Origin of the sequence: Sphingobium wenxiniae (assembly GCF_007830065.1) — a bacterium.
Lineage (GTDB): Bacteria > Pseudomonadota > Alphaproteobacteria > Sphingomonadales > Sphingomonadaceae > Sphingobium > Sphingobium wenxiniae.
The window spans coordinates 11,978-35,964 of the sequence record NZ_VLKK01000024.1 but is presented as its reverse complement, the minus strand read 5'-3'; the positions used below and the strand labels follow the sequence as shown (position 1 = coordinate 35,964).

At 62.5% G+C, this 23,987-nt stretch carries 15 protein-coding genes and 1 other annotated feature; of the genes, 11 read left to right on the top strand and 4 right to left on the bottom strand.

Annotated features, from left to right (window positions below):
• Nucleotides 1-124 precede the first annotated feature (124 nt).
• The 5 genes from IQ35_RS18445 (at nt 125) to IQ35_RS18425 (ending at nt 13,926) form a co-directional block, all read left to right on the top strand.
• The gene (locus IQ35_RS18445) at nt 125-418 is read left to right on the top strand and encodes a DUF2238 domain-containing protein (RefSeq protein ID WP_184205014.1); all 294 of its coding nucleotides are present in this window, start codon (nt 125-127) and stop codon (nt 416-418) included.
• A gap of 232 nt (nt 419-650) precedes the next feature.
• Nucleotides 651-3,035 carry a phosphoenolpyruvate synthase gene (ppsA, locus tag IQ35_RS18440; RefSeq protein ID WP_092958528.1) on the top strand — a complete coding sequence of 795 codons (2,385 nt, stop codon included), beginning with the start codon at nt 651-653 and terminating at the stop codon, nt 3,033-3,035.
• A gap of 247 nt (nt 3,036-3,282) precedes the next feature.
• Nucleotides 3,283-4,296, top strand: a complete 1,014-nt coding sequence (locus IQ35_RS18435) for a universal stress protein (RefSeq protein WP_092958526.1) — start codon at nt 3,283-3,285, stop codon at nt 4,294-4,296.
• A gap of 2 nt (nt 4,297-4,298) precedes the next feature.
• Nucleotides 4,299-12,725: a GH36-type glycosyl hydrolase domain-containing protein gene (locus IQ35_RS18430; RefSeq protein ID WP_145075601.1), complete on the top strand. Its 8,427-nt coding sequence runs from the start codon at nt 4,299-4,301 to the stop codon at nt 12,723-12,725.
• A 199-nt stretch (nt 12,726-12,924) separates the two neighbouring features.
• Entirely contained in the window at nt 12,925-13,926 is a 1,002-nt protein-coding gene (locus IQ35_RS18425) for a L,D-transpeptidase (protein WP_092958522.1), read from the top strand.
• 432 nt (nt 13,927-14,358) lie between these two features.
• Here IQ35_RS18425 and IQ35_RS18420 read toward each other — a convergent pair whose 3' ends face one another.
• The 3 genes from IQ35_RS18420 to IQ35_RS21945 form a co-directional block, all read right to left on the bottom strand.
• A complete protein-coding gene (locus tag IQ35_RS18420) occupies nt 14,359-15,816 on the bottom strand; it encodes a CYTH and CHAD domain-containing protein (protein WP_092958520.1) in 1,458 nt (485 codons plus the stop codon).
• A gap of 393 nt (nt 15,817-16,209) precedes the next feature.
• Nucleotides 16,210-17,046 carry a universal stress protein gene (locus IQ35_RS18415; protein WP_092958518.1) on the bottom strand — a complete coding sequence of 279 codons (837 nt, stop codon included), beginning with the start codon at nt 17,044-17,046 and terminating at the stop codon, nt 16,210-16,212.
• 178 nt (nt 17,047-17,224) lie between these two features.
• Nucleotides 17,225-17,467, bottom strand: coding sequence for a DUF123 domain-containing protein (locus IQ35_RS21945; protein ID WP_422396773.1), 243 nt, complete (start codon nt 17,465-17,467; stop codon nt 17,225-17,227).
• A gap of 418 nt (nt 17,468-17,885) precedes the next feature.
• Here IQ35_RS21945 and IQ35_RS18405 point away from each other — a divergent pair, with 418 nt between their 5' ends.
• From IQ35_RS18405 to IQ35_RS18390, 4 genes are all read left to right on the top strand, one after another.
• Nucleotides 17,886-18,470, top strand: a complete 585-nt coding sequence (locus IQ35_RS18405) for a hypothetical protein (RefSeq protein WP_242003398.1) — start codon at nt 17,886-17,888, stop codon at nt 18,468-18,470.
• A gap of 165 nt (nt 18,471-18,635) precedes the next feature.
• A complete protein-coding gene (locus IQ35_RS18400; RefSeq protein WP_092958514.1) occupies nt 18,636-18,872 on the top strand; it encodes a hypothetical protein in 237 nt (78 codons plus the stop codon).
• 76 nt (nt 18,873-18,948) lie between these two features.
• Nucleotides 18,949-19,275 carry a TraR/DksA family transcriptional regulator gene (locus tag IQ35_RS18395; protein ID WP_092958512.1) on the top strand — a complete coding sequence of 109 codons (327 nt, stop codon included), beginning with the start codon at nt 18,949-18,951 and terminating at the stop codon, nt 19,273-19,275.
• Between the two features lie 135 nt (nt 19,276-19,410).
• Nucleotides 19,411-20,229, top strand: coding sequence for a hypothetical protein (locus tag IQ35_RS18390; RefSeq protein WP_145075598.1), 819 nt, complete (start codon nt 19,411-19,413; stop codon nt 20,227-20,229).
• Between the two features lie 261 nt (nt 20,230-20,490).
• Here IQ35_RS18390 and IQ35_RS18385 read toward each other — a convergent pair whose 3' ends face one another.
• A complete protein-coding gene (locus IQ35_RS18385) occupies nt 20,491-21,984 on the bottom strand; it encodes a SulP family inorganic anion transporter (protein WP_145075595.1) in 1,494 nt (497 codons plus the stop codon).
• 65 nt (nt 21,985-22,049) lie between these two features.
• Nucleotides 22,050-22,105: a sequence feature (sul1 is cis-regulatory element that is thought to sense ions involved in sulfur or methionine metabolism; They are found in Alphaproteobacteria), on the bottom strand.
• A 402-nt stretch (nt 22,106-22,507) separates the two neighbouring features.
• On the opposite strand from IQ35_RS18385, the gene IQ35_RS18380 reads away from it, so the two are divergent.
• Both IQ35_RS18380 and IQ35_RS18375 read left to right on the top strand, forming a co-directional pair.
• On the top strand, nt 22,508-22,747 hold the full coding sequence (locus tag IQ35_RS18380; RefSeq protein WP_242003397.1) for a hypothetical protein: 240 nt from the start codon (nt 22,508-22,510) through the stop codon (nt 22,745-22,747).
• On the top strand, nt 22,740-23,987 hold the full coding sequence (locus IQ35_RS18375) for a type II toxin-antitoxin system HipA family toxin (protein ID WP_145075589.1): 1,248 nt from the start codon (nt 22,740-22,742) through the stop codon (nt 23,985-23,987). Before IQ35_RS18380 ends, IQ35_RS18375 begins: the two co-directional genes overlap by 8 nt.

Here is a 23,987-nt window from a genome sequence, read left to right as displayed (position 1 = left end):
CTCCGACCAATCAGCCAGAGGGAAGTCAAAACATGGGTCACTTCTCAGTGGAAACTTATGCCCCTCCCGGGTCAACTCTCAGTGGAAATCAACACTCAATGAGGATCGGCATGTGGACCTCCATATGAGGCCTTCATTTCTCGCGGTCTTTGCATTCTGCTTCTCCCAGGCGATCGGCGCTCTCTGGGAGATATTCGAGTTCAGGATGGACCAGGCTTTCGGGTTGACCATGCAGAAGCCCATGCTCGGCGACCCGTCTGGCCTCACCGACACAATGTGGGATCTCATCGTCAACGCCATCGGCGCGCTCGCGATCAGCGTGGCTGGCTGGCGCTATCTCAGTCGCGCCCGATCCTCCTACCTGGACAACTGGGCAAGACGCTTCATCGCTCGCAATCCCCAGTTCTTCGGTGATTGAATTGCGATCACCATCCTGCGGACGGCGGACGGGGATCGCCTGAAGCAGCCCGACTGAAGGCAAAACCCGCGAAGACCTCCGATGGCGCCCTGACCAACGGACCCTCCTGTGCAACCCACGCATAGGACCCTTACGTAATGACCCTCACCTCCTGCCCGGCGATGGTTGCCCCGAAAACGAGGCGATCAAGGCGGCAGCTCGCCTGGCGCCATGCCCAAGCTGGAGGAAAGCCATGCCCAAGCCATTGATCCTGTGGTTCGAGGAAATCGCCATCGCCGACGTGCCGGCCGTTGGCGGCAAGAATGCGTCTCTGGGCGAAATGACGGCGGCTCTTTCTCAAAAGGGCGTCAAGGTGCCATCGGGTTTCGCTACAACCGCTGAGGCTTATCGCGCATTTGTTCATGACAACCAGCTTGCGCCGCGGATCACCCAACATCTTGCCGCTTTCCATTCGGGGAAATGCACGCTGCAGGAAACCGGACAAGCCATTCGTCGCCTGTTCCTGGAGGGCGCAATCCCTTCCTATGTCGCGCAAGATATCCTGGCCGCCTACGCGGAACTCGGTCGCAGGGTGGGAATTGACCGGCCTGCCGTCGCCGTGCGCAGCAGCGCCACGGCCGAGGACCTTCCCGATGCGAGTTTCGCGGGTCAACAGGAAACCTTCCTGAACGTGAAAGGGCAGTTTGCACTTCAGGATGCCTGCCGGCGCTGTTTCGCCTCGCTGTTCACGGACCGGGCGATCGCTTACCGTGAAGCGAAAGGCTTCGATCATCTCGAAGTCGCCCTTTCGATCGGCATCCAGCAGATGGTGCGTTCGGATTTGTCCGGTTCGGGCGTCATGTTCTCGATCGACACCGAAACCGGATTCCCCAACGCCATCGTCATCAGTGCCGCCTGGGGCCTTGGTGAAACCGTGGTTCAGGGGACCGTCAATCCGGACAGATATGTCGTTTTCAAGCCGCTTCTCGCGCAGCCGGAAAACGAGCCGATCATCGACAAGGAGCTCGGCGGCAAAGCCTTCCGCATGGTTTATGGCGAGGGCGGAAGCCACCGCACGCGCATCGTCGAGACGACCGTGCAGGAACGCCGGTCCTTCGTGCTCGACAATGCCGATATCCTCCAGCTCGCCCGCTGGGCTGTCGCGATCGAGGACCATTATCAACGCCCGATGGATATGGAGTGGGCGAAAGATGGCGAGACAGGCGAACTCTACATCGTCCAGGCCCGGCCCGAGACGGTCCAGGCACAATCCAGCGCCACCACCTTCCGGCATTACCGCCTCAAATCGAAAGGCGCCGCGATCACGACCGGCGCCGCCATCGGCACCGCCATCGCCGCCGGCAAGGCCTGCGTGATCCGCACCGCCGCCGACATCGAACAGTTCCGCGACGGATCGATCCTCGTAACCGAGACGACCGATCCCGACTGGGTTCCCATTATGAAGCGGGCCGCGGGCATCGTGACCAACCACGGCGGCACCACCAGTCATGCCGCCATCGTCAGCCGCGAACTTGGCGTGCCCGCGATCGTCGGTACAGGCAACGCCACCGAGGTCATCGCCGAAAACCAGGATATCACGATCAGTTGCGCCGACGGCGACGTCGGCACGATCTACGACGGCATCCTCGATTTCTCGGTGGCCGACGTCGATATCGGCGCCCTGCCGGCCACCAGGACCGACATGATGGTCAATATCGCGAACCCGGCAGCCGCGTTCCAGTGGTGGAGGCTGCCCGCAAAGGGCGTCGGCCTTGCCCGTATGGAATTCATCATCAACGCCCACATCAAAGTCCATCCCATGGCGCTCGTCCATCCCGAGCGGACGAGCCCGGAAGTCCAGCGCCAGATCCGGGACCTCACACGCGGATACGCGCATCCGTCCGACTATTTCGTCGATGTCCTCGCTCGCGGCATCGCCAAGCTCGCAAGTCCCTATCACCCGCACCCCGCCATCGTTCGCCTCAGCGACTTCAAGACCAACGAGTACGCCCACCTTGTAGGCGGTGACGTTTTCGAACCCGAGGAAGAGAATCCGATGCTCGGATTCCGGGGCGCTTCGCGCTATTATGACGAACGCTATCGCGAAGGGTTTGCGCTCGAGTGCCGCGCCCTCAAACGGGTGCGCGAAACCATGGGCTTCCGCAACGTCATCGTGATGGTCCCGTTCTGCCGCACCCCGGCCGAAGCCGATCGCGTACTCGAAGCCATGGCCGAGAACGGCCTGCGCCGCGGCGAGAACGGCCTCCAAATCTATATGATGTGCGAGATTCCCTCGAACGTCATCCTGGCCGAGCAGTTCGCCACGCGCTTCGACGGCTTTTCAATCGGGTCAAACGACCTCACCCAGCTGGTGCTTGGCGTCGATCGCGATTCGGGCTTTCTGGCCAGCTTGTTCGACGAGCGCAACGAGGCCGTTACGCTGATGATCGCCGAGGCCATTCGAAAGGCTCACGCGGCCGGCATCAAGATCGGCATTTGCGGCCAGGCACCGAGCAATCATCCCGACTTCGCTGCTTTCCTCGTTGCTGAGGGTATCGACTCCATATCGCTGAACCCGGACAGCTTCGTACGGACAGTACAAGCCGTCTCGGCAGCTGAGGGTCTCTCGACGAGCTGATCTCCGACTTGCCTGACCGGCGTGTGTGTCGCGGCATTTGCCGCCACGCCGGTTCGGTTCCTCCACCCCCAGCCATCCCTATTCGTAAAAGCCCTAATGTCATCCCCCGACTGGCCCCGATAGCGTGCCCCACACTGGCTCGAATCGGCAGGGAGCAAGAGCTGGTCCACGCAGCGCACCAAAAGGGTCCGCCGCACTCAAAGCCGCCGATCGCCGGGGGACGAACGGCAACTGGAGGTCGTGTCCCATGTCTGCTGTCGCTGCATTTTCTCTCCCCTCCCGCCCCCACCCTCCCGCTTGCGACCCAGGCATCGTTGCCTGTATCGACTGCGCGGATCGCAATGCCTGGGTCTATCCGCACGCCGCTGCGCTCGCGGACGCACTCGATTTCCCGGTAACACTCCTTCAGGTTCTCGACGCCGAGGCGTCTCCTGACGTGCGCCCCGATCCTATAGAGTGGAATCTTCGGCGCCGGGAAGCATTGCGCGCGCTGGATCGATGCGCCAACGCTGCTCGAACGCCAACGCCCCATACCACGATCGAACTCGCCGAAGGACAAACGGCAGAGGAGATCTGTCGCTTCATCGGCGAACGCAGCGATGACCTGATCGTGCTGGGAAGGCGCGGAAGGAAGGAGTTGGGCAAGACCGGAATAGGCGGCACCGCTCAGAAAATCCTGGCCCACGCGCCCAGCCCCATTCTGCTCGTCCCCGTCGAGGCTCAAGCGCCGGACCAGAGCTACCAGCGAATTCTCGTACCACTTGACGGTTCCCGCTGGGCGGAGAGCGTGCTGCCGTTGGCCGCACGCATTGCGCGCGCCGCCAACGCAGAGATCCTCCTCGCCCATGTCGTCCCTGCCCCCGAAATGATCGAGGCACGGCCGCTGGAAATGGAAGACAAGGAGCTTCGCCAAAGTCTCATCGAGCGCAACGAACAGGCCGCGTGCAGCTATCTTCAGCGGGTTAAATCCAACCTGACAGCGACCGGCCTTCGCGTTCGCATCCTGTCCACCCGCGCAGACGATGTCCGCGAGGCGCTCAACGAGTTGATCCAAAAGGAAGCCGTGGATCTCGCCGTGATGTCAGCCCGTGGCCATAGCCGCGAGCATGTGGCGGACGTTCCCTATGGCACGGTCGCCTCCTACCTGATGACGCACTGCAGCGTACCGATGCTCGTTCTGCCGACCACAGTTCGCCCGGCGCAGACATCCCTCCCAACTGTGCACGAAAGGCTCCGGTTGCCGGTCGGCGGCCTGGGCTGATCATGGCCGATCTCGAGGAACGCGATCCCATCAGCGGGGCCGCCGCGGACACTGCGGCCCGCCACCAGCTCACGGGCCTGATCAGCCGCTCGGCCCCCCTCATGGCCTGGAACCGCCTTGATGCGATGAAAGGGTGGTTGACCAGGGCGCGGCTCGCTGCGGGCAAGGCCGAACCACAGGCCAGTTCGGCGGCCGAGTGGCTGCTAGACAATGATTATCAGATCCAGCGAGCCATCCTCCAGATCCGTGAGGATCTTCCGCAGGAATTCTACGCGAAACTGCCAGGCCTCGGCGAAGGCGGCCTCGCGCGCCCGCGCATCCATCAACTGGCCCACTCGCTCCTGCAGGCTTCCCACCTTCAGGTATCGCTGAACACGGCGGTCCATTATGTCGACCGCTATCAGGAGCAGATGCCGCTCAGCATCGCTGAAATCTGGGCCTTCCCGACGATGCTCCGCATCGTCTGCCTGGAGCTTCTGGTCACCGCGTTCAGTCGCCTGTTCCCCGATGTTGAGCCACCGTTCCAGATCGTCGAGACCCCGGACGCCTGCGCAGCGGCATTCGACGATACAGAATATGTAGCGCGCGCAATCGCCAACCTGGCGGTTATCGCGACCATCCAGTGGAATGACTTTTTCGATCGAACGAGCCGGGTCGAGGCGATCCTCAGGCGCGATCCGGCCGGGGTCTATCCGCGCATGGATTTCGACACCCGCGACCGATACCGTCACGCCGTAGAGCAACTTGCGTCGCAGTCACAGTTGGCGGAATGGGAGGTTGCGGAGCGAGCCCTGCGTCAGTGCCATAGCAGCGAGAACTCGCCCTCGGGTCATGTCGGCTATTGGTTGATCGACGAAGGGCGGGCCTTCTTTTCAGATGCCATCGATCCGCGCCCCTGGACTTTGGGTTCGATGCTGCGCCGCATACGCCGTTACCCTGGCGTCCTTTACGCGTGCGCTTTACTCTTGGCAGGACTCACCGCCTTCGCCGTGCCAGCCGCCTATCTCGCGTCAACAGAGGCCTCGATCGGCTCCTGGCTGCTCGGCATCGCCCTGACGCTCCTCCCTGCGTCGATCCTGAGCATCACGTTCGTGAACTGGCTCGTGACCCAGATCGTCCCTCCACGGGTCCTCCCCAAGCTCGAATTCAAGAAAGGAATCCCCAAGGACTGCGCCACTGCCATCGCCATGCCTGTCCTCGTTGCGAACGCCTCCGACATCCCTTCCCTCCTGCAACGGCTTGAGGCGCATCGACTGGCAAATTCCGATACAGCTCTCCAGTTCGTCCTGCTCAGCGACTTCGCGGACGCAGATGCTGAGGACATGCCGACCGATGACGACATTACGCAGGCGCTGGTCTCGGGTGTGGACGAGCTCAACAAGCGCTACCCGGGCGCCCGGGGCGACGGTCCGTTTCACCTGCTCCACCGGCCTCGCCTCTACAATGAGACACAGGGATCCTGGATGGGCTGGGAACGCAAACGCGGCAAACTTGAACAATTCAATGCGTACATCCTCCATGGGATTTCCACGCCTTTCAGCGTGATCGCCGGTCGGATCGACGCCCTGCGCAAATGTCGCTTCGTCGTGACCGCCGATGCCGACACCCGTCTCCCGCACGGGGTCGTTCGCCGATTGGTCGGCACGCTCGCGCATCCGCTCAACAAAGCCCGTTTCGATCCCGCTTCAGGTCGCGTGGAACGCGGCTACACGATCATCCAGCCTCGCGTTGAGCTGGCGCCGGACACGACCGGTCAGTCGCTCTTCTCCCGCTTTTATGGCGGAGACACGGCGATCGACATCTATTCGCGCGCCGTATCGGACGTCTACCAGGACCTCCTTGGCTCCGGTGTCTTCGTCGGAAAGGGCATCTATGAGGTCGCCACTTTCGAGCGCAGTCTCGATGGCCGCGCCCCTGAGAACACTTTGCTCAGTCATGATCTGTTCGAGGGCCTGCATGGCCGCGCAGCGCTGGCGAGCGATATCATCGTCTACGAGAGCTTCCCGACCGGCTACCTCGATTTCGCGTGGCGATGGCACCGCTGGGTGCGCGGCGACTGGCAAATCCTGCCGTGGCTGTTTCCCTTCGTACCCGGCCGCGACGGACGCTGGCTCCGCAACCGGCTCGGCTGGCTCGACCGCCTCAAGATATTCGACAATCTGCGCCGCAGTCTGATCCCCTTCAGCATCGTCGCGCTTCTGCTGGGCGGCTGGTTCCTGCTCCATGGGCAGCCCTGGGTATGGACGCTCCTCGCACTTGCTGCGCCCGCCGCCTATCTCTTCACCGATCTCGTCACCGGCGTCGCCCGGGGCCGTCGGCGCGGTGTCATGCAACGCGTTCTTCGGCAACAAGCAGATCAGCTCGGCCGATGGGCGCTGGCGATCACGTTCCTCGTCAGCGACTCATTTATCGCGCTCCACGCGATCTTCGTCACCCTCTGGCGGCTGCGATCGGGGCGAAAGAGGCTCGAATGGACCTCGGCTGCACATATGGCGGGCCGCATCGCCGCCCGGCATCCCCGGCTCGCCGCCTGGCGTGATATGGCCGCGTCTCCAGTGCTCGCAGTGCTTGTTGCTGGCGCCATTGTCATGATCGCCCCTGCCGCCTTGCCGGCCGCCGCACCTGTGCTGCTGCTCTGGTTTGTTGCGCCAGAAGTTGCGATTTCGATCAGCCGCATTCTCCCCCGGCGCACGGAAACCATCTCCGAAGCGGACAGGAAGTTCCTCCGGCTTGTGGCGCGCCGCACCTGGCTCTTTTTCGAAACTTTCGTGCGGCCGGAGGACAACTGGCTCCCTCCCGACAATTATCAGGAACCGCCGAACGAAGAGACCGCGCACCGTACCTCCCCAACCAACATCGGCATGATGCTGATCTCATCCCTGACCGCCTGGCGGTTCGGACATATCGGCCTCAATGAACTCGAGATGCGCCTGCGCAACGCACTCGACACGATCGATCGCCTCGAACGCTATCGAGGCCATATTCTCAACTGGTACGAGACCAGAACGCTGGCCGCTCTCGAGCCCCGGTACGTCTCAACCGTCGATAGCGGCAATCTGGCGGTTAGCCTGATCACCGTCACGCAAGCTCTGCGCGATGCGCGTAACGCACCACCGGTTGGCCTCGATCTGTGGCATGGGCTCGAAGACACCATCGGCCTGCTCGCCGGGGCGCTGGATGCACTCGATTCGGAGGCGGCTCAAGGAATCCGCACCACTCTCGCTACCATGCGTCAAACCGCCGAGCACGCCTGGGACAATGAACCCGAATGGATCTGGGCGATCGAAGATCTGATCACGATCGACATGGAAAGGCTGCGAGAACAGGCCGGCTTGCTTGCCGAGAGCGTTGCCGAGAACAATATCGCCGCCCTTCGGGACGTTCAGACCTGGCTTGAGCGGCTGGAGCATCATCTGCTGGGCATGCGGCGTGATCTTCGTATCTTTGCCCCCTGGACCGAGCGACTTGCATCTCCGCTGGCAGGCTGCGCCGAAATCGCGGCCAGCATCGCTAATCTGATGACCTACGGCGTGACATCGCCGGTTGGCGCCGGGGAGGCGCAAGCCCTCGACGCCCTCGACGCCTTCTCACGAGATGCGGCTCCTGATGCCGTCCGGGAATGGATACAGGATCTCCGCGCTTCGATCGCGGAGGGCCGCCTGGCCGCGCAGGATCTTTCCGATCGCCTGGAGAGCCTCGCCCACCGCGCGACCACACTCGCCCACGAGATGGATTTTGCGCTGCTCTTCGATCCCGCCACCCGGCTCTTCCACATCGGCTACAATCTCAGCGCCGATCGTATCGATCCCCATCACTATGACCTCCTGGCCAGCGAGGCCCGACTTGCCAGCTATTTCTCGATCGCCAAGGGCGACATAGCGCCGGAGCATTGGTTCCACCTGGGCCGCCCGATCACCAGGAAGGATACCGGACTGGCATTGGTGTCCTGGAACGGTTCGATGTTCGAATACCTCATGCCGAATATCTTCCTGCACAGCGATCCGACCACTCTTCTCGGCATGAGCGATCGCACATCGATCGACATCCAGATCGCGTTCGGTCGATCGCAGGCGATCCCCTGGGGAATTTCCGAGTCGTCATTTGCCTCGATGAGCCAGGACCGTGTCTATCGATACCACGCCTTCGGTGTCCCGGAACTCGGGCTGCAGCGTGGCCTGGGCCGTGATCTCGTCGTCGCCCCTTATGCAACCGTCCTTGCTCTGACGACACGCCCCGCAGTCGCCGTACGAAATCTCAAGGTGCTTGAGGAGCTGGGCGTCATCGGCCGCTACGGCTTCTATGAGGCCATCGACTTCACGCCCGAGCGCGTGCCGACCGGAAAGCGGTTCGCCCTCGTGCGCTCCTACATGGCGCACCACCATGGCATGAGCCTCGGAGCCCTTGGCAATGTCCTGTTCGAGAACCTGCATGTCCGCTGGTTCCACACAGACCCTCATGTGCGAACCGTCGATCTCCTCCTCAACGAGCGCATTCCGTGGGAGCTGCCTCCCGAAATTGGACGGGTCGAGTTCCGGGAACCGCAAGCCACGCCCGAGAGCGCAATTCCGGGGCTCTACAGCTGGACGCCAAACCGCCGTTACGGCAATCCTGCCTGGCAGGTCCTCGGGAATGGTCGCCTCTCAACCCGAATCCGCACGGACGGCGCCGGAAGCATCGGCTGGAACCAGAATGCGCTCACCAGGGTTGCCCCCGGCGATCCGGAGGCGGGCCATTGGCTCTATCTGCGAGACATCGACGACGGCGATGTCTGGACGGCGACGGGAGGCCCATTTCCTCAACCGGAAGAGCCGCCACAGGTGGTTTTCCACGCCCATCAGGTCGAATTCCATCGGCGTGCACATGGCCTCTCGGCCACAACGACGATCACCATCGCCAATGGTGATGACCTCGAGATCCGGCGCCTCAGCCTCGTCAATGAAGAAGACCGTCCTCGCATCATCGAAATCACCAGCTACGCCGAGATCGTGCTGGCGCCGGCCCAAGACGCGGCGCGCCATCCTGCTTTCAGCAAATTATTCGTCGGCGCGGAAGCACTGCCGGGTGGTGACGGGCTGCTGTTCACCCGGCGCCCCCGAAATCCCGCCGAGAAACCTCCCGTCATGCTCCATCGGGTGATCGGCGATGACGATGGCTTCACGCGCCTTGGCGTGGAGGCCGATCGCAGGGCTTTCCTCGGCCGCTACGGCAGCGCCAGCCGACTGGCCGGGATGGAAGGAGAAGCGCTCAGCGGAACGCTGGGATGGACGCTCGATCCGGTTTGTGCAGTCAGGCTCAGGATCGAACTTCCGCCGCATGGCCGGCGCGAACTCGCCTTTGTGACAATCGCCGCCGCGTCCCGCCAGTCCGCGCTCGATATCGCCGAACGCTACACAACCCTCGCTTCACTCGAGTGGGCCGTCAGCGATGCCGTGACCGCAACAGCGCGCGACATGCACGCCCTCGGCCTGGCGCCAGCGTTGGTACCGCAAGCACAGGAACTCTTCTCCTTCCTCATCTCTGCCCGCACCAACCTTCCGCGATCTGCGTCACACGGATTCCGCCGTGGCGATCTTTGGGCACTTGGCATTTCGGGTGACCACCCCGTGCTGCTGCTGCGCGCCGGAACCGCGGAACAAACCGGTCTTCTGCGTTTCGTCATCTCGGTGCAGGCGCTCTGGCGGCAACGGGGAATAAGCGTGGATCTCGTGATCACCCACGAAGGAACGTCAGGCTATATCGAGCCTGTTCGCGAGCAGCTTCTGGAGGTGCTCAGAGACCAGAACGCCCAGGATCGCCTCGGGACGAACGGTGGTATCCATGTGATCGGTATCGGGCCCAGCGATGGCGAACGCGCGGCGCTCCTCGATCGGGTTTCGCGGGTGATCCTCGACGAGGGCGGCGGACCACTCGGCGATCAACTCACCCGCCAGGAGCAGCCATGCCACCAGGGGCCGTCGTTCACCCCCGTAGATGGCACGGCAGCGACACATTCCTCCTCTCCGCTGCCGAGGCCGTCCGATCTGCAATTCGACAATGGCTGGGGTGGTTTTGCTCCCGATAGCGGAGACTATGTCATCTGTCTGGAGCCCGGCGCCACCACTCCGGCGCCCTGGTCGAACGTCCTCGCCAACGACGCCTTCGGTACGATCGTGACCGAAGGCGGGCTGGGGTTCACCTGGGCGACCAACAGCGGTGAGAACAGGCTCACGCCCTGGTTCAACGATCCCATCCGCGACCCCCAGTGCGAACGACTTTACCTGCGCGACGAAGAAAATGTCCGCCTGTGGACCCCCACGCCTTTGCCGGCAGGCAGGCATTCGGCATGTCAAGTTCAGCACGGCCCGGGCCAAACCACATGGCGGAAGAGCAGCGAGGGACTTGAACAGGAGCTCTCGGTCTTCGTTCCCACCACTGCGTCCGTTAAACTGGTCCACCTGCGCTTGCGCAACCTCACGCCAGGCCCTCGCCGCCTCACGGCGACCTATTATGCGGAATGGCTGCTCGGCGCAGTCCACGGCGAACAGGCACCTCTGCGCACATGCGATTACGATCCGTCCTGCCACGCAATTCTAGCGAGGAATCCCTGGACCGAGGAATTCGGTGATCGGGTAGCCTTCCTGGCTAGCACGCTTCCGGTCCACAGCTTCACGACCTCTCGCCAGGATTTCGAGGGCGGCCAATCCGATCCCGCACGCCCGGGAGCACTTTTGAGCTGGGATCTCGGAAACAGGCCGGCTGCCGCCGCCGACGATTGCTGCGCGGCCCTTCAGGTCCATCTCGACATTCCGGCCGATGAAACCGCGGATGTCTGCTTCGTTCTCGGACAAGGCGAGAATTGGGATCACGCTCGTGAACTCGTGCACTACTGGCAGGATCCAGCGAACATCGAAGCTGCCGCCAGCGCCTGTGCCGCCGCCTGGGACGAAAGGCTAAGCCGCGTCCAGGTCACGACACCCGACCCTGCCTTTGACCTCATGGTCAACCGCTGGCTCCCCCACCAGTCAATCAGCGCCCGCGTGCGCGCCCGCGCCGGCTTCTACCAGGCAAGCGGAGCATTCGGATTCCGCGATCAACTCCAGGATGTCCTCGCGCAGGTGCACGTCGATCCAGCAGCAACGCGGCGCCATATCCTCGCCGCGGCCGCCCATCAGTTCGAGGAAGGTGATGTCCTCCACTGGTGGCATCCGCCCTTTGATCGGGGCGTAAGGACCCGGTGCTCGGACGATCTCGTCTGGCTCCCTTATGCCGTGGCACATTATGTGGAGGCCACAGGCGATACGGGGATTCTTGCAGAGCGGATTTCCTATCTGCAAGCGCCGCCGCTCGCGGCCGATGAAGGCGACCGCTATGCGCGTTTTGACGTCAGCACATACACCGGGTCCCTTTTCAACCACTGCGAACGGGCGCTTTCGCATGCCTATCGTCTCGGACCTCATGGGCTTCCCTTGATCGGTGCCGGCGACTGGAATGACGGCATGGACCGCGTGGGTAGCCGGGGACACGGTGAAAGCGTGTGGCTTGCCTGGTTTATCATCGCGACCATCCGAAATTTCACGCGGCACTGCCTCGACGAAAATCAAACCGGGTTTCGTGATCGCTGGAACGGGCGCGCCGACTCTCTCGCGGCCGCCGTCGAACGATCCGCATGGGACGGCGAATGGTATCTGCGCGCATTCGACGATGACGGCCGGGCCTGGGGTACATCCCAAGAGCAGGAGTGCCGCATCGATTCGATCGCGCAGTCCTGGTCCATACTTTCGGGCGCCGGTGATCCTGAGCGGACGGAGAAGGCTATCGCATCAGCGAGAAAACACCTCGTCCGGGATGATGACAACATTATCCGGCTCCTTGACCCCGCCTTCGACCGAACACCGCGCGAACCGGGCTACATCAAGGCCTATCCGCCCGGCATTCGTGAAAATGGCGGCCAATACACCCATGCCGCAGCCTGGCTCGCCATCGCCGTTGCGCGCACGCGCGATGGCGACAGCGCTATGTCTCTGTTCGACCGAATCAATCCGATCCGGCACACATCAACCCGAGAGTCTGCGGAACATTACCGGACCGAACCCTATGTGGTTGCTGCCGACATTGCGGGTGTGGCCCCTCATCTGGGTCGCGGGGGATGGACCTGGTACACCGGTGCGGCCGCCTGGACGTGGCGCCTGGCCGTCGAGGAAATCCTTGGCGTACGGCTCATCCAGAATGAATTGCAGATCCGCCCGAGCTTGCCGCGAGATTGGGATCGAGCGGAGATGACCTTCCGTCGCGGGGCCGCAACTATTGCCGTGACGCTGCAGGTTGATCACGATCTCGATCAGGAAGCGCGGATATTCGTCGATGGCGCGGATTGGCATGCGCCCGGAGTTCCGTTCCCTGAAGACGGGGCAACGCGCAACGTCCTCGTGCGGCTTGCTCGACCCGCGTGACGTCAGGCACACATCGCCTCCCTCACACGCCATCCGGTAATCTACCAATTCCGGCTTGGTGCTTGAAATGCTTTCCACGCTCCCCGACCATATAGTGTTTGCCCTTATAGCTATGAGCCGGCACCAGCTTTGGTCGACGATCTTCCATCTGCTTTGTTTCATCCCCTGCCCACGCATTGTTCCATGAATGAGATGTAGAATGACAATAGGCTCAGCCTCGCACCTCACGCGCCGTTCCTTGCTGGCAACCGCAACGATGAGCGCGTTTGGTTTGGCAATTCCGCCGGCATTCGCCCAGGCAAGGCTTGATGAAGGCTCGATCGCAGCAACCGCCCAGAACCTGCAACCGGGACAATTTCTCTGGGCGCCCGAAGCCGCTCCGGAAGGCCCCGTCATCATCGTCGTCAGCCTCAGCAAGCAGCGCGCCTATGTTTACCGCAACGGTGTCCTGATCGGGATTTCGACCATATCGTCAGGTACTGCCGGCCATGAGACGCCGACGGGGATTTTCACGATCCTGCAGAAGAAGGTCGATCACAAATCAAACCTCTACGATGATGCGCCTATGCCGTACATGCAAAGGCTCACCTGGAGCGGCATCGCCATGCATGCCGGCAATCTCCCAGGCTATCCTGCATCGCATGGCTGCATACGGCTGCCCCTGGCCTTCGCTGAGCACCTCTACGGAGTCACCCAGCTCGGATTGACGGTGATCATTACCCAATCAGCGGATATTCCGCGTTTTGCTCCGGCCCCGGATGTACTGGAAGGCAAAGGAAGTTCGTCCTCATCATTCGAGAGCGCGTTCTCCACGACCTGGCAACCGGAAAAAGCGCCCACCGGCCCGGTCTCCATCATTCTCAGCGCTTCCGACGAGCGGGCCGTGGTCTTGCGCAATGGGATCGAGATCGGCTCCACGCCCATCGCGATCCGCGGACGGATCTCGGGGCTGCAGGCCTTCACGCTTTCCTCCATCGACCAACACGGAACACATTGGATGTATCTGCCCTTGCTCGGGAGCGCCCGGGCGGGCGAAGTATCCCGACAGGAGCGTGAGCGGCTGACACTGCCCGAGGAGTTCCGCCAGAATCTTTTGACGATCCTCAAGCCGGGAAGCACGCTTATTGTGACAGCGGATAGCTTGCAGAGTGGAAGCACGGGCGCGCCGGTCACCGTGATCACGGGTGAGGATCCAGAATAATGCTCGTCATGGAGGCATATCCGGCACGAAGCGGACTGCGCAATATTGCCACTCGGCAGTTGAAAAGCTGAATGATGCGCCGCCCCACAGTTCTCGAAATCGAATGCGTGTTTCTGGCAGCGGCATCGACCCTACCCCTCTTGTGGAGCGGCTATCAGGCTTTGTCCTCGTTCATCATGTCTCGATGACAAGCCGTTCAATGCTGTAGCGGACAAGCAGGCGCTGGCGCAGTTGCGGATCGTGAAGGGCTGTGGAGCGACCGCTGTTCGATTGGATCGCGCCGCGTGACGTTCATCCGCCGATTGGGACCGCGACCTGAAGCGGGCGACGAGATTGAGCATCGAGCGTCCCCAGCGCGGAAGGCCCGCATCACAGGAACGCTCACGATCGCCAATCGGAACAGGTAGTACGCAATTCTTCAACGATCGGCGCTCAGCGCCAAAAGCGCTTCACGTCGATCAGATCCTCATGGGCCTCGGCGGCCGCCTCCAGCAGCGCTTTGCGCTTACCGCCGGCCAGCAGCCGGGCGGCATCGGGATCATCGGCAAGGCCAAGTTGTTCCAATAGCTGCGGCGCGGTCGCAAGATCGTTGAGCGCGCCGAGCTTGTCCTGGAGGCCTTCCAGCGCCGCGACGAACTTCTTGTGCCGCCGCCGCTCGCGCTTGCGGTCGAACAGGCTTGTGAAGAATTCCGAGGCATAGCGCAGCTTCTTGGCATCCTTGCGAACCTCGTGGCGGGCCTCGTCCTCGATATGGGCGAGATCGCGCCCGTCCCTCTTCACCTTGCGTCGAAACCGGTCGAGCGCGGAGATCGCGAAGTCGCGCGCCGGCTGATCGGGGGCCGTCATGGTGTCGGGCGCGCCCTGCCAGTCGCCGCTTGCGGCCCATTCCGCCAGGTCGAGCATCAACGCCCGCACGCGCGCCGACGCCAGTACCTCTCCGACGGCGTCATAGGCCGCCTCGCGCGACGCCGCGATACGGTCACGCAACGCGCCAGGTTTGGCGCGTTCGAGCAACACGTCGAGATTGCGGGCATTGGCCAGTTCCGAGGCAAGCCAGCGCAGTTCATCGCGCAGTGGCGTATGAGCATCTCCGCCGATCACCGGCTTGAAGATCGAGAAGGCGGAGCGCAGACGCCGCAGCGCCACCCGCACCTGGTGCAGCGCGCCCGCGTCCCGGCCAGCGAGCAGCAACGCCTCATTCAACCGAAACTGCCGCACGCAGCTCTGGGCGATATGCCGGAACGCATCAGCCGCCGTCATCCCGGCGGCGAGCTTCACCAGCTCAGCCTTGACCATCGTCGGGGCTGGGCCGGTGAGCCGATAGCCCCGCTCGGCCTTGCTTTGCACGCCGAGACGGGCGGGCGCGACCGCGTCGATGCGGCGGGCGAACGCGAAGAGCGCGCCGGGGTCGCCCTGCTTCAGTTCCAACTCGATCTCGCAGATCGGAGAGGTTCTCTCGCCGGCCACTACCTCGCCGCTATCCAGCACCAGTTCGATCGTCGCGCCGCCTTCGCTGATGATCCATGTGCGCCGCTCGATCCGCACCTCGAACACCGGGGTAATGGCATCCGCCGCATCGCCGAGCACCGCCCGGATTGGTGTCGTGTCGTCGAGAACCGGCGTATCGTTGCTGACGGGGCGTTCCCATTCAGAGCGCACGAACAGCCCGGCGGCGCTGGCACCGTCCGCCTTGATCGTCTGGAGGCGCTTGCTGCCTGAACGGCGGATGCGAAGCGAAAGCCCGGTCTTCGACAGCTGGTGGTCGAGCGTATCGAAATAGACTGACCGCTGCTCGGCGATGCCGGGATCTCCCGGCAGCACGGTGGCGGCTTCGAGCGCATCCGCCGCCTCCGGCGTCAGGTCGAGCTTCAATTCTATTTCATCCGCCATGCATATCCTCTTGCAACGGCTCGCGCTTCACACGGTCGATATCGTATCATCACGGCAAACTCATAGCGCATGACGGTGAACATCCGGCTTCGAAGATGGGGGTTCCATCTTGGACGACGGCGACCCCGGCCGATAATAGCTGGGCCGTTTCAGAACCGCTTGATAGACAAGACGCCGATAGAGCATCGCTTCTTGTATGCGGGGCGGTAGACCGATTTCGGCTACCACCGCCTTTCCGGTCCCTTTGCGAAATTCAAGAGGCCCGAGCCGCCACCGTCCACTGCGGCGGAACAGTGGGTGTCGGAATTGGTCGCGGTGTGGCCGGAAGCGGCCGCGCCCTTCCAGCCCCGCAAATGAGCAACGTGCCAGGTCTTCTCGCAAGGGTTCTGAAGGTCAGTGCGAGATAAATATCGGCAGCTGCGGCGCTTCGAGAACGGATCGCGTCACGCCCCCCAGCACGAACTCACGCGCCCGTGAGTGCCCGAACGCACCCATGACCAGCAGTTCGCGGCCGTCGCGTTCGCAATAGGCCTGGAGCGTTGTCGCCGCATCGCGCTCTTCCAGTTCGACTGCCACCACCTCGGCCGCAATGCCGTGGAGCTTCAGATTGCGGACCGCCTCCGCCGGGTCCGCAGCCTTCGACAGATCCTTCTCACCCGTGATCTGCACGATCGCCACCGAACTTGCCTGCCGCAACAGCGGCATCGCGTCGGACAGGGCCCGCGCCGCGACGCTGCTCCCATCCCAGGCGACGGCGATCCTGTCGAACTTGAACTCGGGCACGGTCACCTCGGGCAGTAGAAGAACCGGACGACCGCTTTCGAAGACTAGACCCTCGGCTACCGAGATCGTCTCCGCATGCCCATAGACCGGGACGACGGTGAGATCATGGGTCCTCGCCCGCACGGCAAGCTGCCAATGGGTCACCGTACCCGGGCAGTTTATGACGAATGTCTCGCCGAGTTGATCGGCGGGTACCCTGGCCTTGAAGGTTTCCATGAGCGCGTCCGCATTGACCGCGCTCTTCTTGTTCTCGCCGGCGATCATGCCATCGATGTTCAGAAGCTTGTTCGCCAGCCAGTTCGAGACGCGAGGAATGTGAACCTGGCAAACTCCAAGGGACACCCTGGCGCCAAGGCGAGCGGCAAGCTCCCTGACCCTGTCGATCGACCACTCCGGGGTCGGCTCGGGATGCGTGTTGGCCTGCAGCAGAATATCTCGCACGGTCATCGTTTTCCTCCAGCTTCCCCGTTCCTGTGGCACACGACCAGCGACCAACCGATCCGTAAAGTTCCGGAGCCTGACGCCCATCACATATCTGCCGGGCGATTGGATCGCCCCTGGGGCCAGTATTCCGCATATGGGACAGATGCCTGAAGCAAGGTCAGGCCAATTGGTCCTCGCCCGTTTACCCGCAGCTTCCAGTGCGCCACTGGAGCAAATGGGAACGACAGCGCCTGCAATCGGTGCTCCCGAAGCCTCGCAGGGGAATTCGAAATTCTCCGGTAGCAACCAGAGCTTTGACGATATCACATTCGGTCCCGCCCTCGATCAGGATCGCCTGCAGCGTCGCGGCCGAACGGGTCAGATGGACGATGTGCCATCGGATCACCTCGCCTTTCCGAAAGTGGCGACCCGCCCTCGCTCTCATGCCGCCCGGGCCATAGGCGCTCCCGGCATAAACATATGCGCCCGGGCGCAAATTGATACGGTTCATTCGACCCACAAAAGATCACGGGTTCGGCAAGCTCAAGCATCAAGGCATAGGCCCCGCCTGTAGATGGCGCCGACAAAATTGTGGACGGATTAACCAAGACGGATCCTGGAAAATACGATTTTACTGTTCCTGCAAGCACCGTATCCACCTCGGTTATACCGCACCTTGACAAGACCACTCCCCGATTACCCGGCAAAGCTTGGCACTCAGCGCGCCGCTACGTATAGTTCCCAGTTCCGCCTGTGCCTTACCGCCGATATCGGGGGAATATTCACTGCCAGCAGGCCCTTCCAGCCAGGATCTCACCGTGACGTTATTTTCCGCTCTCCGACCACTTGCCTTTTGCAGCCTGTTGCTGGCCACGCCATCCATCGCAGCCGAGCAACCGCCGGCGACCGACGCGGCCACGGCCGAGATCCCGGACGGCTTCGTCCTCGCGGCTGACGAAACAACTCTTGTTCACGCCGCAAGCGGCCTCCGCTTTCCGGCCGAGTTCGCTGGCTTCACCCGGCTGCGCGAGCGTGCCTTCGACCCTGGCGGCGAATATATCGCGGTGGGTTATGATCGTCCGCTCGGTACGGGTAGCGACCGCATCGTTGTGCGCATCGCCGTGGTCCACATCGAGGATATGTCCGCGCATGATCATTATGAGATCATGCGGCAGTCTACGATGTCCCATTTCTCGGCCCCGACGCTGCTCTCGCAGGGCCCCACGAAGATCCCCAACCAACGCCGCCTCGACGCATATCGCGGCACCTTTACCGGGATGCGGGACAACCAGCCCTGGCATTTCAGCCTGACGACCGTCAACTATGGCTACTGGAGCGGCCGGATGACCGCCGCTTATCCCGAAAGCCAGGCCGCCGAAGCACAAAAGCAACTCGGCACGCTGCTTGCCGCAATCCGCTTGCAGCAGCCCAAACCTCCGAAGCGCTAGGCACTCCCCGAGCGGGATAGACAATTGGGCACCATGCGCGCATCGGATGAACAAGCGGCGGCAGGCTGGTGGCGACCGGCATCCGGTGCATTACGTAGCGCGTCCGTTGTCCTCGTTCGGTAGTGAAATGAGGCTGCGGCGCTTTGCCGGCCAGGGAGAAATGACATGAGCGCACTTGATGACCTGAAGACGGATCTCGCCAAGCTCAGGGACGAAGCCAAGGTTCAGGTCCACCTCGGGACCATGGAAACAAAGCAAGAGTGGGAAGAAATCGAAGCCAAGTGGAACCGCTTCGTCGCGGAGGCTGGTCTTCACAAGAGCGGCGAAGGCATCAAGGCAGCGCTGCAAAGCCTCGGCAATGAACTTCGCGCCGCATACCAGCGCCTGAAGCAGGCCATCTGAGCGGCCTACCCGCTGCAATTTCGCGCCCTTAGCCCGACCCTCGGTGGACGGCGTACGCATGTAAAGGAACGACCGAATGAGCGACCTCGCCGCCGTCAAGACCCGGCTTGAAGAACAACTCGCCGAACTTCGCGGCAGGCAGGCTCGGGTCGAGACCGACCTCGCGGAACCGCTGAACGCCGATTTCTCCGAACAGGCGGTGGAAATGGAAGACGATGCCGCGCTCGAGGGTCAGGCCGCCCTCATCGACCGCCAGATCGCATCCGTGAGCCGCGCTCTCGAAAGGATCGAGAGGGGCACCTACGGTGAATGCGTCCGTTGCGGCGCCGCCATCGCAACCGCGCGCCTCGCGGTCCGACCCGAGGCGGCGCTTTGCATCGAGTGCGCCCGTAGCGAGCAGTGACAACCGTCCCTCGCATCCTGTGAACAGAATGGCGGCCCCTCACGACCCAGGTGGTCGCCGAACTATAGTGCTGCACTTCATGAGTCACGAACCAGGCTCTAGGCTCAAGTCTTCTGAGCGAGATGGGCAGCCAAAGTGATCGAAAAGAATCCTTCACCGCCGGATTCTCGCCGACGACCATTCTTCCTGTCGATGGACGACGGCGTTCCTCCCCTCCCCGGAGTGAACAATTTCTCCCCCGCAAACGACCTCGCTGCGCTACTCGAATACCTGATTGGCGCCTCCGGCCGGCACATCATTCCGGCGCCCGCCGCTGCTCCAGACCATCCGTCCATAACAGACGCGTTCGACGCGCTGCTTGTGGCCGCCCAGGATTTCGAAGTGGTCCCCGGTATGAGCCTGGCTGACCATCTGTGGACCCACGCCGCGCCCCTTCACTCTGGCGAGGTCGCGTCAACGCTGATCCGCGGCGGACCTGCCGGGCACGCTATCCCAGGCTTTCTGCTCCTCTACGCGGTCGATGCCCGGTCGCCCCTGCTCTATTTGCCGCAAAGACAGCCTCTCCGCGTCCGGGATGGCATCGAAATAGCCCATGAAGCAGCCGGCGGCCCCTTTCTGGCCCTCATCCGGTGCGCGGCCACCGCTGATGGCCGAGCACAGGCCGTCAAAGCCTGCGCGATGCCAATCTACCATGCCCGCCGTTTCGTTCCCGTCTCCACAAGCCTCGACCGTGACGTGCTCCGTGCGCTCGAGCATCTCCAGGTGGCACTTGACGCCCACGGCGCCGAATGCGCAATCCGGCGCGAATTACCGTTTTCTGGCACAGTGCCGACACAGATCACGCTGAGCCTCTCCTTGCCGGACCGTACGATCCGCGAAATTCGCCTGGGGGTCACCGCCGATGAACGGCCCGACCAGTCCGCCGCCAATCCTCGCCAATCGATTTTCTGGTGACGTCGGCGAACTGGGCGGATGGCACCTTTATCCGCTGGCTCGGAAAAACCCTGCTGTAATCTCCAAGCCGCGCCGACACTGACCGGTTATCGAGCGTCCAACCTGTCCGGTTCCTTACGGCATGGGCACTGGCCGGTATCTATAGGTCGGTGAGATGTCCGCTTTCAAGCACACCTTTCCTCGCGTTCAATGATCATTTTGGGATGGCAAACGGACCGTCTGCCCACGAGGAATTTGCGCGCAAGCGCAATTCCCTGCTGCTTAATGTGGCACGGCACCCAGCTCGACGCCGGTCTTGTCGTGCATCGCGAAGCGATCCACCAGGTCCGCGCTAGCCTTGTTGTAGCCGATCACCTCTACATACGAGCCGTCGCGTCGCAGGCGCGCGATGATTTTGTCCAACGCCCCCACGCCGGAAATGTCCCAAAAGTGCGCCGCCGATACGTCGATGATGACGGGTCGCCCCGCTTCTGCGTCAAAGGCACTGGTGAAGCGGTCCACCGAGGCAAAGAAAATCTCGCCGCTAACGCGGTAGAGCACCGCGCCGCCGTCCTCGACCATCGAACGTTCGACCGCGAACATACGGCGGACCTTGCCGGCAAAGAAGATGCCCGAGAGCAATACGCCCGTAAGCACCCCAAGCGAAAGATCGTGCGTCGCCACCACCACCACAACTGTGGCGACCATTACCACCGACGAGGCCGGCGGATGGCGGCGAAGGTTTGGGATCGAATTCCAGCTGAACGTGCCGATCGAGACCATAATCATCACGGCAACCAGCGCTGGCATGGGAATCCTGCCGACCCACGGGCCGAGCACCGCAAGCAGGAACAGCAGGAACGCTCCCGCCACGAACGTTGAAAGGCGCCTGCGCCCGCCTGAAGTGACATTGATCACGGACTGCCCAATCATCGCGCAGCCGCCCATGCCGCCCAACAACGCCGCGACAATATTGGCGCTGCCCTGGCCGGCGCATTCCCGGCGCTTGTCGCTGCCGGTATCGGTCATGTCGTCGACGATCTGTGCAGTGAGCAGTGACTCCAGAAGGCCGACTGCGGCCATTGTAATGGAATAAGGAAAGATGATCTGCAGTGTTTCCAGGGTCAGCGGCACTTGCGGAAAGGCAAAGCTCGGCAACCCCTCGGGCAGATTGCCCATGTCGCCCACGGTATGGACGGAAAGGCCAAGACCGATGCTGATTGCGCTCAGCACAAGAATGGCGACGAGCGGGGATGGCACGGCAGTCGTCAACCGTGGAAACAGGTAGATGATCGCCAGGCCGCCCGCGACCATGGCGTAGGTTTCCCAGCCCACGCCGATAAGCTGCGGCAACTGCGCGAGGAAGATGAGGATGGCCAGTGCGTTGACGAAGCCGGTGATGACGGAGCGCGACACGAACTGCATCAGCAGGTCCAGTCGAAGCAGGCCGGCGACGATCTGGATAAGGCCCATGAGGATCGTCGCCGCGAAGAGGTATTCGACACCATGCTCGCGCACGAGCGGTCCCACAAGCACAGCAACAGCCGCCGTCGCGGCCGAGATCATGCCAGGTCGCCCGCCCGTGAAAGCGATCACCATGGCGATAGCGACCGATGCGTAAAGTCCGACCCGAGGGTCGACGCCGGCGATAATCGAGAAGCCTATCGCCTCGGGAATGAGCGCAAGCGCAACGACAATCCCGGCGAGGATGTCAGCGCGCGCCGCTCTCACACCGCCGAACCATTCCTGGCGGTAACGGGAAACATGTTCGGTCATCGAAAAAGGGAATCCGCAACAAGGTACACGGCGCGGGAACGCGCGGGGGAGATGAACGTGCGTGATGTTGCCCGGCGGATCGGCGGCCAGGATAGCCACCCGGGATTCCACCGGGTCCTTGCGAATGGCTGCCCCTTAGACGCACTGACCCGGATTTCGCAAGCATTCGCGGCGAAAACCGCTGTCGGGCGGCATGACGGAACGGGTTTCGACCACAATTGGGTCGCTTCCGGTTAGCCTGCTTTCAGGCGGAAATCGTGGATAGCCGACCTGCGCAATCATTCCTCGGACCGGATTTGTTCTCGCTTGGCGTTGTTTATCGTACTCTCCACGCCCTACCCACTCACGGTCCTTCAGCCAAATCAGGCTCGAAATATTGTAATCTTCGTGCTACATAATGCACAAATCTGAAGTGCGAAGGTAGCAAATGCCGACACCACATAATCCACCCGCCGCTGTGCGGCGCGCGCTGCGCAAGCTTGGTAAGGACATCCGCGACGCCCGCCGGCGTCGGCGGCTGCCCATGGCGATCGTGGCGGAGCGTGCGTTCACCTCGCGCTCCACCCTCCAAAAGATCGAGGCAGGGGATACCAACGTGGGCATCGGTATCTATGCTGGCGTCCTTCAAGCGCTCGGCTTGCTGGAAGGTCTGAGCCAGGTCGCCGACATCGGTAACGACGCTGTCGGTCAGGCGTTGGCCAGCGCAGAGCTGCCCAAGCACGTTCACCTCAAGCGGGCGCCGGAAGCCTCTCGCGATGGCTGACTTTGAGGTCCATATTGACCGAGACGGCCGGACGCGCCCGATCGGGCTGGCACGAAGCAATCGCGTTCGAGGTACGGAGACCATCCTCTTCGAGTATGACGGCGCATGGCTCGACGATCCTGATCGTTTCTCACTGGAACCTGCCCTCGCCCTGACACGCGGCAGCTTCGCCCCTCCCGCCGGACTGGTCACCTTTGGTTCTATCGGCGACTCAGCGCCCGATACATGGGGTCGCCGTCTGATGCAGCGGGCCGAGCGTCGCCTTGCCGAGCGCGAAGGCCGCGCGGTGCGCACCCTTGCGGAAAGCGATTATCTGCTTGGCGTCGCCGACGAAACCCGTCTGGGCGCACTGCGATTCCGATGGGCAGGCGAAGACGCATTCCAGGCACCAATCCGCGCCGGTGTTCCCGCTCTGATCGAGCTAGGACGGCTGCTTCAGATCACCGAGCGGATTCTCCGGGACGAGGAAACCGACGAGGACCTTCAACTCATCTTCGCCCCCGGCTCCTCCCTCGGTGGCGCGCGGCCGAAAGCCTCGGTCATTGATCAGCACGGACATCTTTCCATCGCGAAGTTTCCCAAGGAGACCGACGAATACAGCATGGAGACCTGGGAGGAGATTGCCTTGCGACTTGCCGGCCAGGCCGGCATCGTCACCCCGCACCACGAATTGATCGAGGTGGCGGGAAAGGCGGTGATGCTCTCGCGGCGCTTCGACCGTTCAGGGGCGATCCGTATTCCATTTCTATCGGCAATGGCGATGATGGGCGCCAAGGATGGAGAGAGAGGCAGTTACCCGGAGATCGTCGATGCCCTCGCGCAACATGGCGCACAAGGGAAGACGGACGCTCACGCCCTCTATCGGCGCGTCGCCTTCAACGTGCTCATTTCCAATGTCGACGATCATCTGCGCAACCATGGCTTCCTCTGGCGTGGCAAGGCAGGTTGGTCGCTCTCTCCCGCCTATGACCTCAATCCAGTCCCGGCCGATCTCAAGGCGCGGGTGCTGACGACGAACATCGATCTCGACGAAGGTACCTGTTCGCTCGACCTCCTGGAGGCCGCATCGGCGTTTTTTGCACTCACGCTGCCGCAAGCACGCGCCATCATCAAAGAAGTCGCGGTTGTCACCGCAACGTGGCGCGATACCGCCAAGGCCGTCGGCGCCCGCTCGGCCGAAATCACGCGCATGGCCAGCGCCTTCGAACACAGTGACCTCACCCGGGCGCTGACGCTGTGA

Bases quoted from the DNA above. Each gene is read 5' to 3' on its own strand.
- IQ35_RS18445 (WP_184205014.1), top strand. From the start codon at position 125: ATGAGGCCTTCATTTCTCGCGGTCTTTGCATTCTGCTTCTCCCAGGCG.
- ppsA (WP_092958528.1), top strand. From the start codon at position 651: ATGCCCAAGCCATTGATCCTGTGGTTCGAGGAAATCGCCATCGCCGAC.
- IQ35_RS18435 (WP_092958526.1), top strand. From the start codon at position 3,283: ATGTCTGCTGTCGCTGCATTTTCTCTCCCCTCCCGCCCCCACCCTCCC.
- IQ35_RS18430 (WP_145075601.1), top strand. From the start codon at position 4,299: ATGGCCGATCTCGAGGAACGCGATCCCATCAGCGGGGCCGCCGCGGAC.
- IQ35_RS18425 (WP_092958522.1), top strand. From the start codon at position 12,925: ATGACAATAGGCTCAGCCTCGCACCTCACGCGCCGTTCCTTGCTGGCA.
- IQ35_RS18420 (WP_092958520.1), bottom strand. From the start codon at position 15,816: ATGGCGGATGAAATAGAATTGAAGCTCGACCTGACGCCGGAGGCGGCG.
- IQ35_RS18415 (WP_092958518.1), bottom strand. From the start codon at position 17,046: ATGACCGTGCGAGATATTCTGCTGCAGGCCAACACGCATCCCGAGCCG.
- IQ35_RS21945 (WP_422396773.1), bottom strand. From the start codon at position 17,467: ATGAGAGCGAGGGCGGGTCGCCACTTTCGGAAAGGCGAGGTGATCCGA.
- IQ35_RS18400 (WP_092958514.1), top strand. From the start codon at position 18,636: ATGAGCGCACTTGATGACCTGAAGACGGATCTCGCCAAGCTCAGGGAC.
- IQ35_RS18395 (WP_092958512.1), top strand. From the start codon at position 18,949: ATGAGCGACCTCGCCGCCGTCAAGACCCGGCTTGAAGAACAACTCGCC.
- IQ35_RS18385 (WP_145075595.1), bottom strand. From the start codon at position 21,984: ATGACCGAACATGTTTCCCGTTACCGCCAGGAATGGTTCGGCGGTGTG.
- IQ35_RS18380 (WP_242003397.1), top strand. From the start codon at position 22,508: ATGGCGATCGTGGCGGAGCGTGCGTTCACCTCGCGCTCCACCCTCCAA.
- IQ35_RS18375 (WP_145075589.1), top strand. From the start codon at position 22,740: ATGGCTGACTTTGAGGTCCATATTGACCGAGACGGCCGGACGCGCCCG.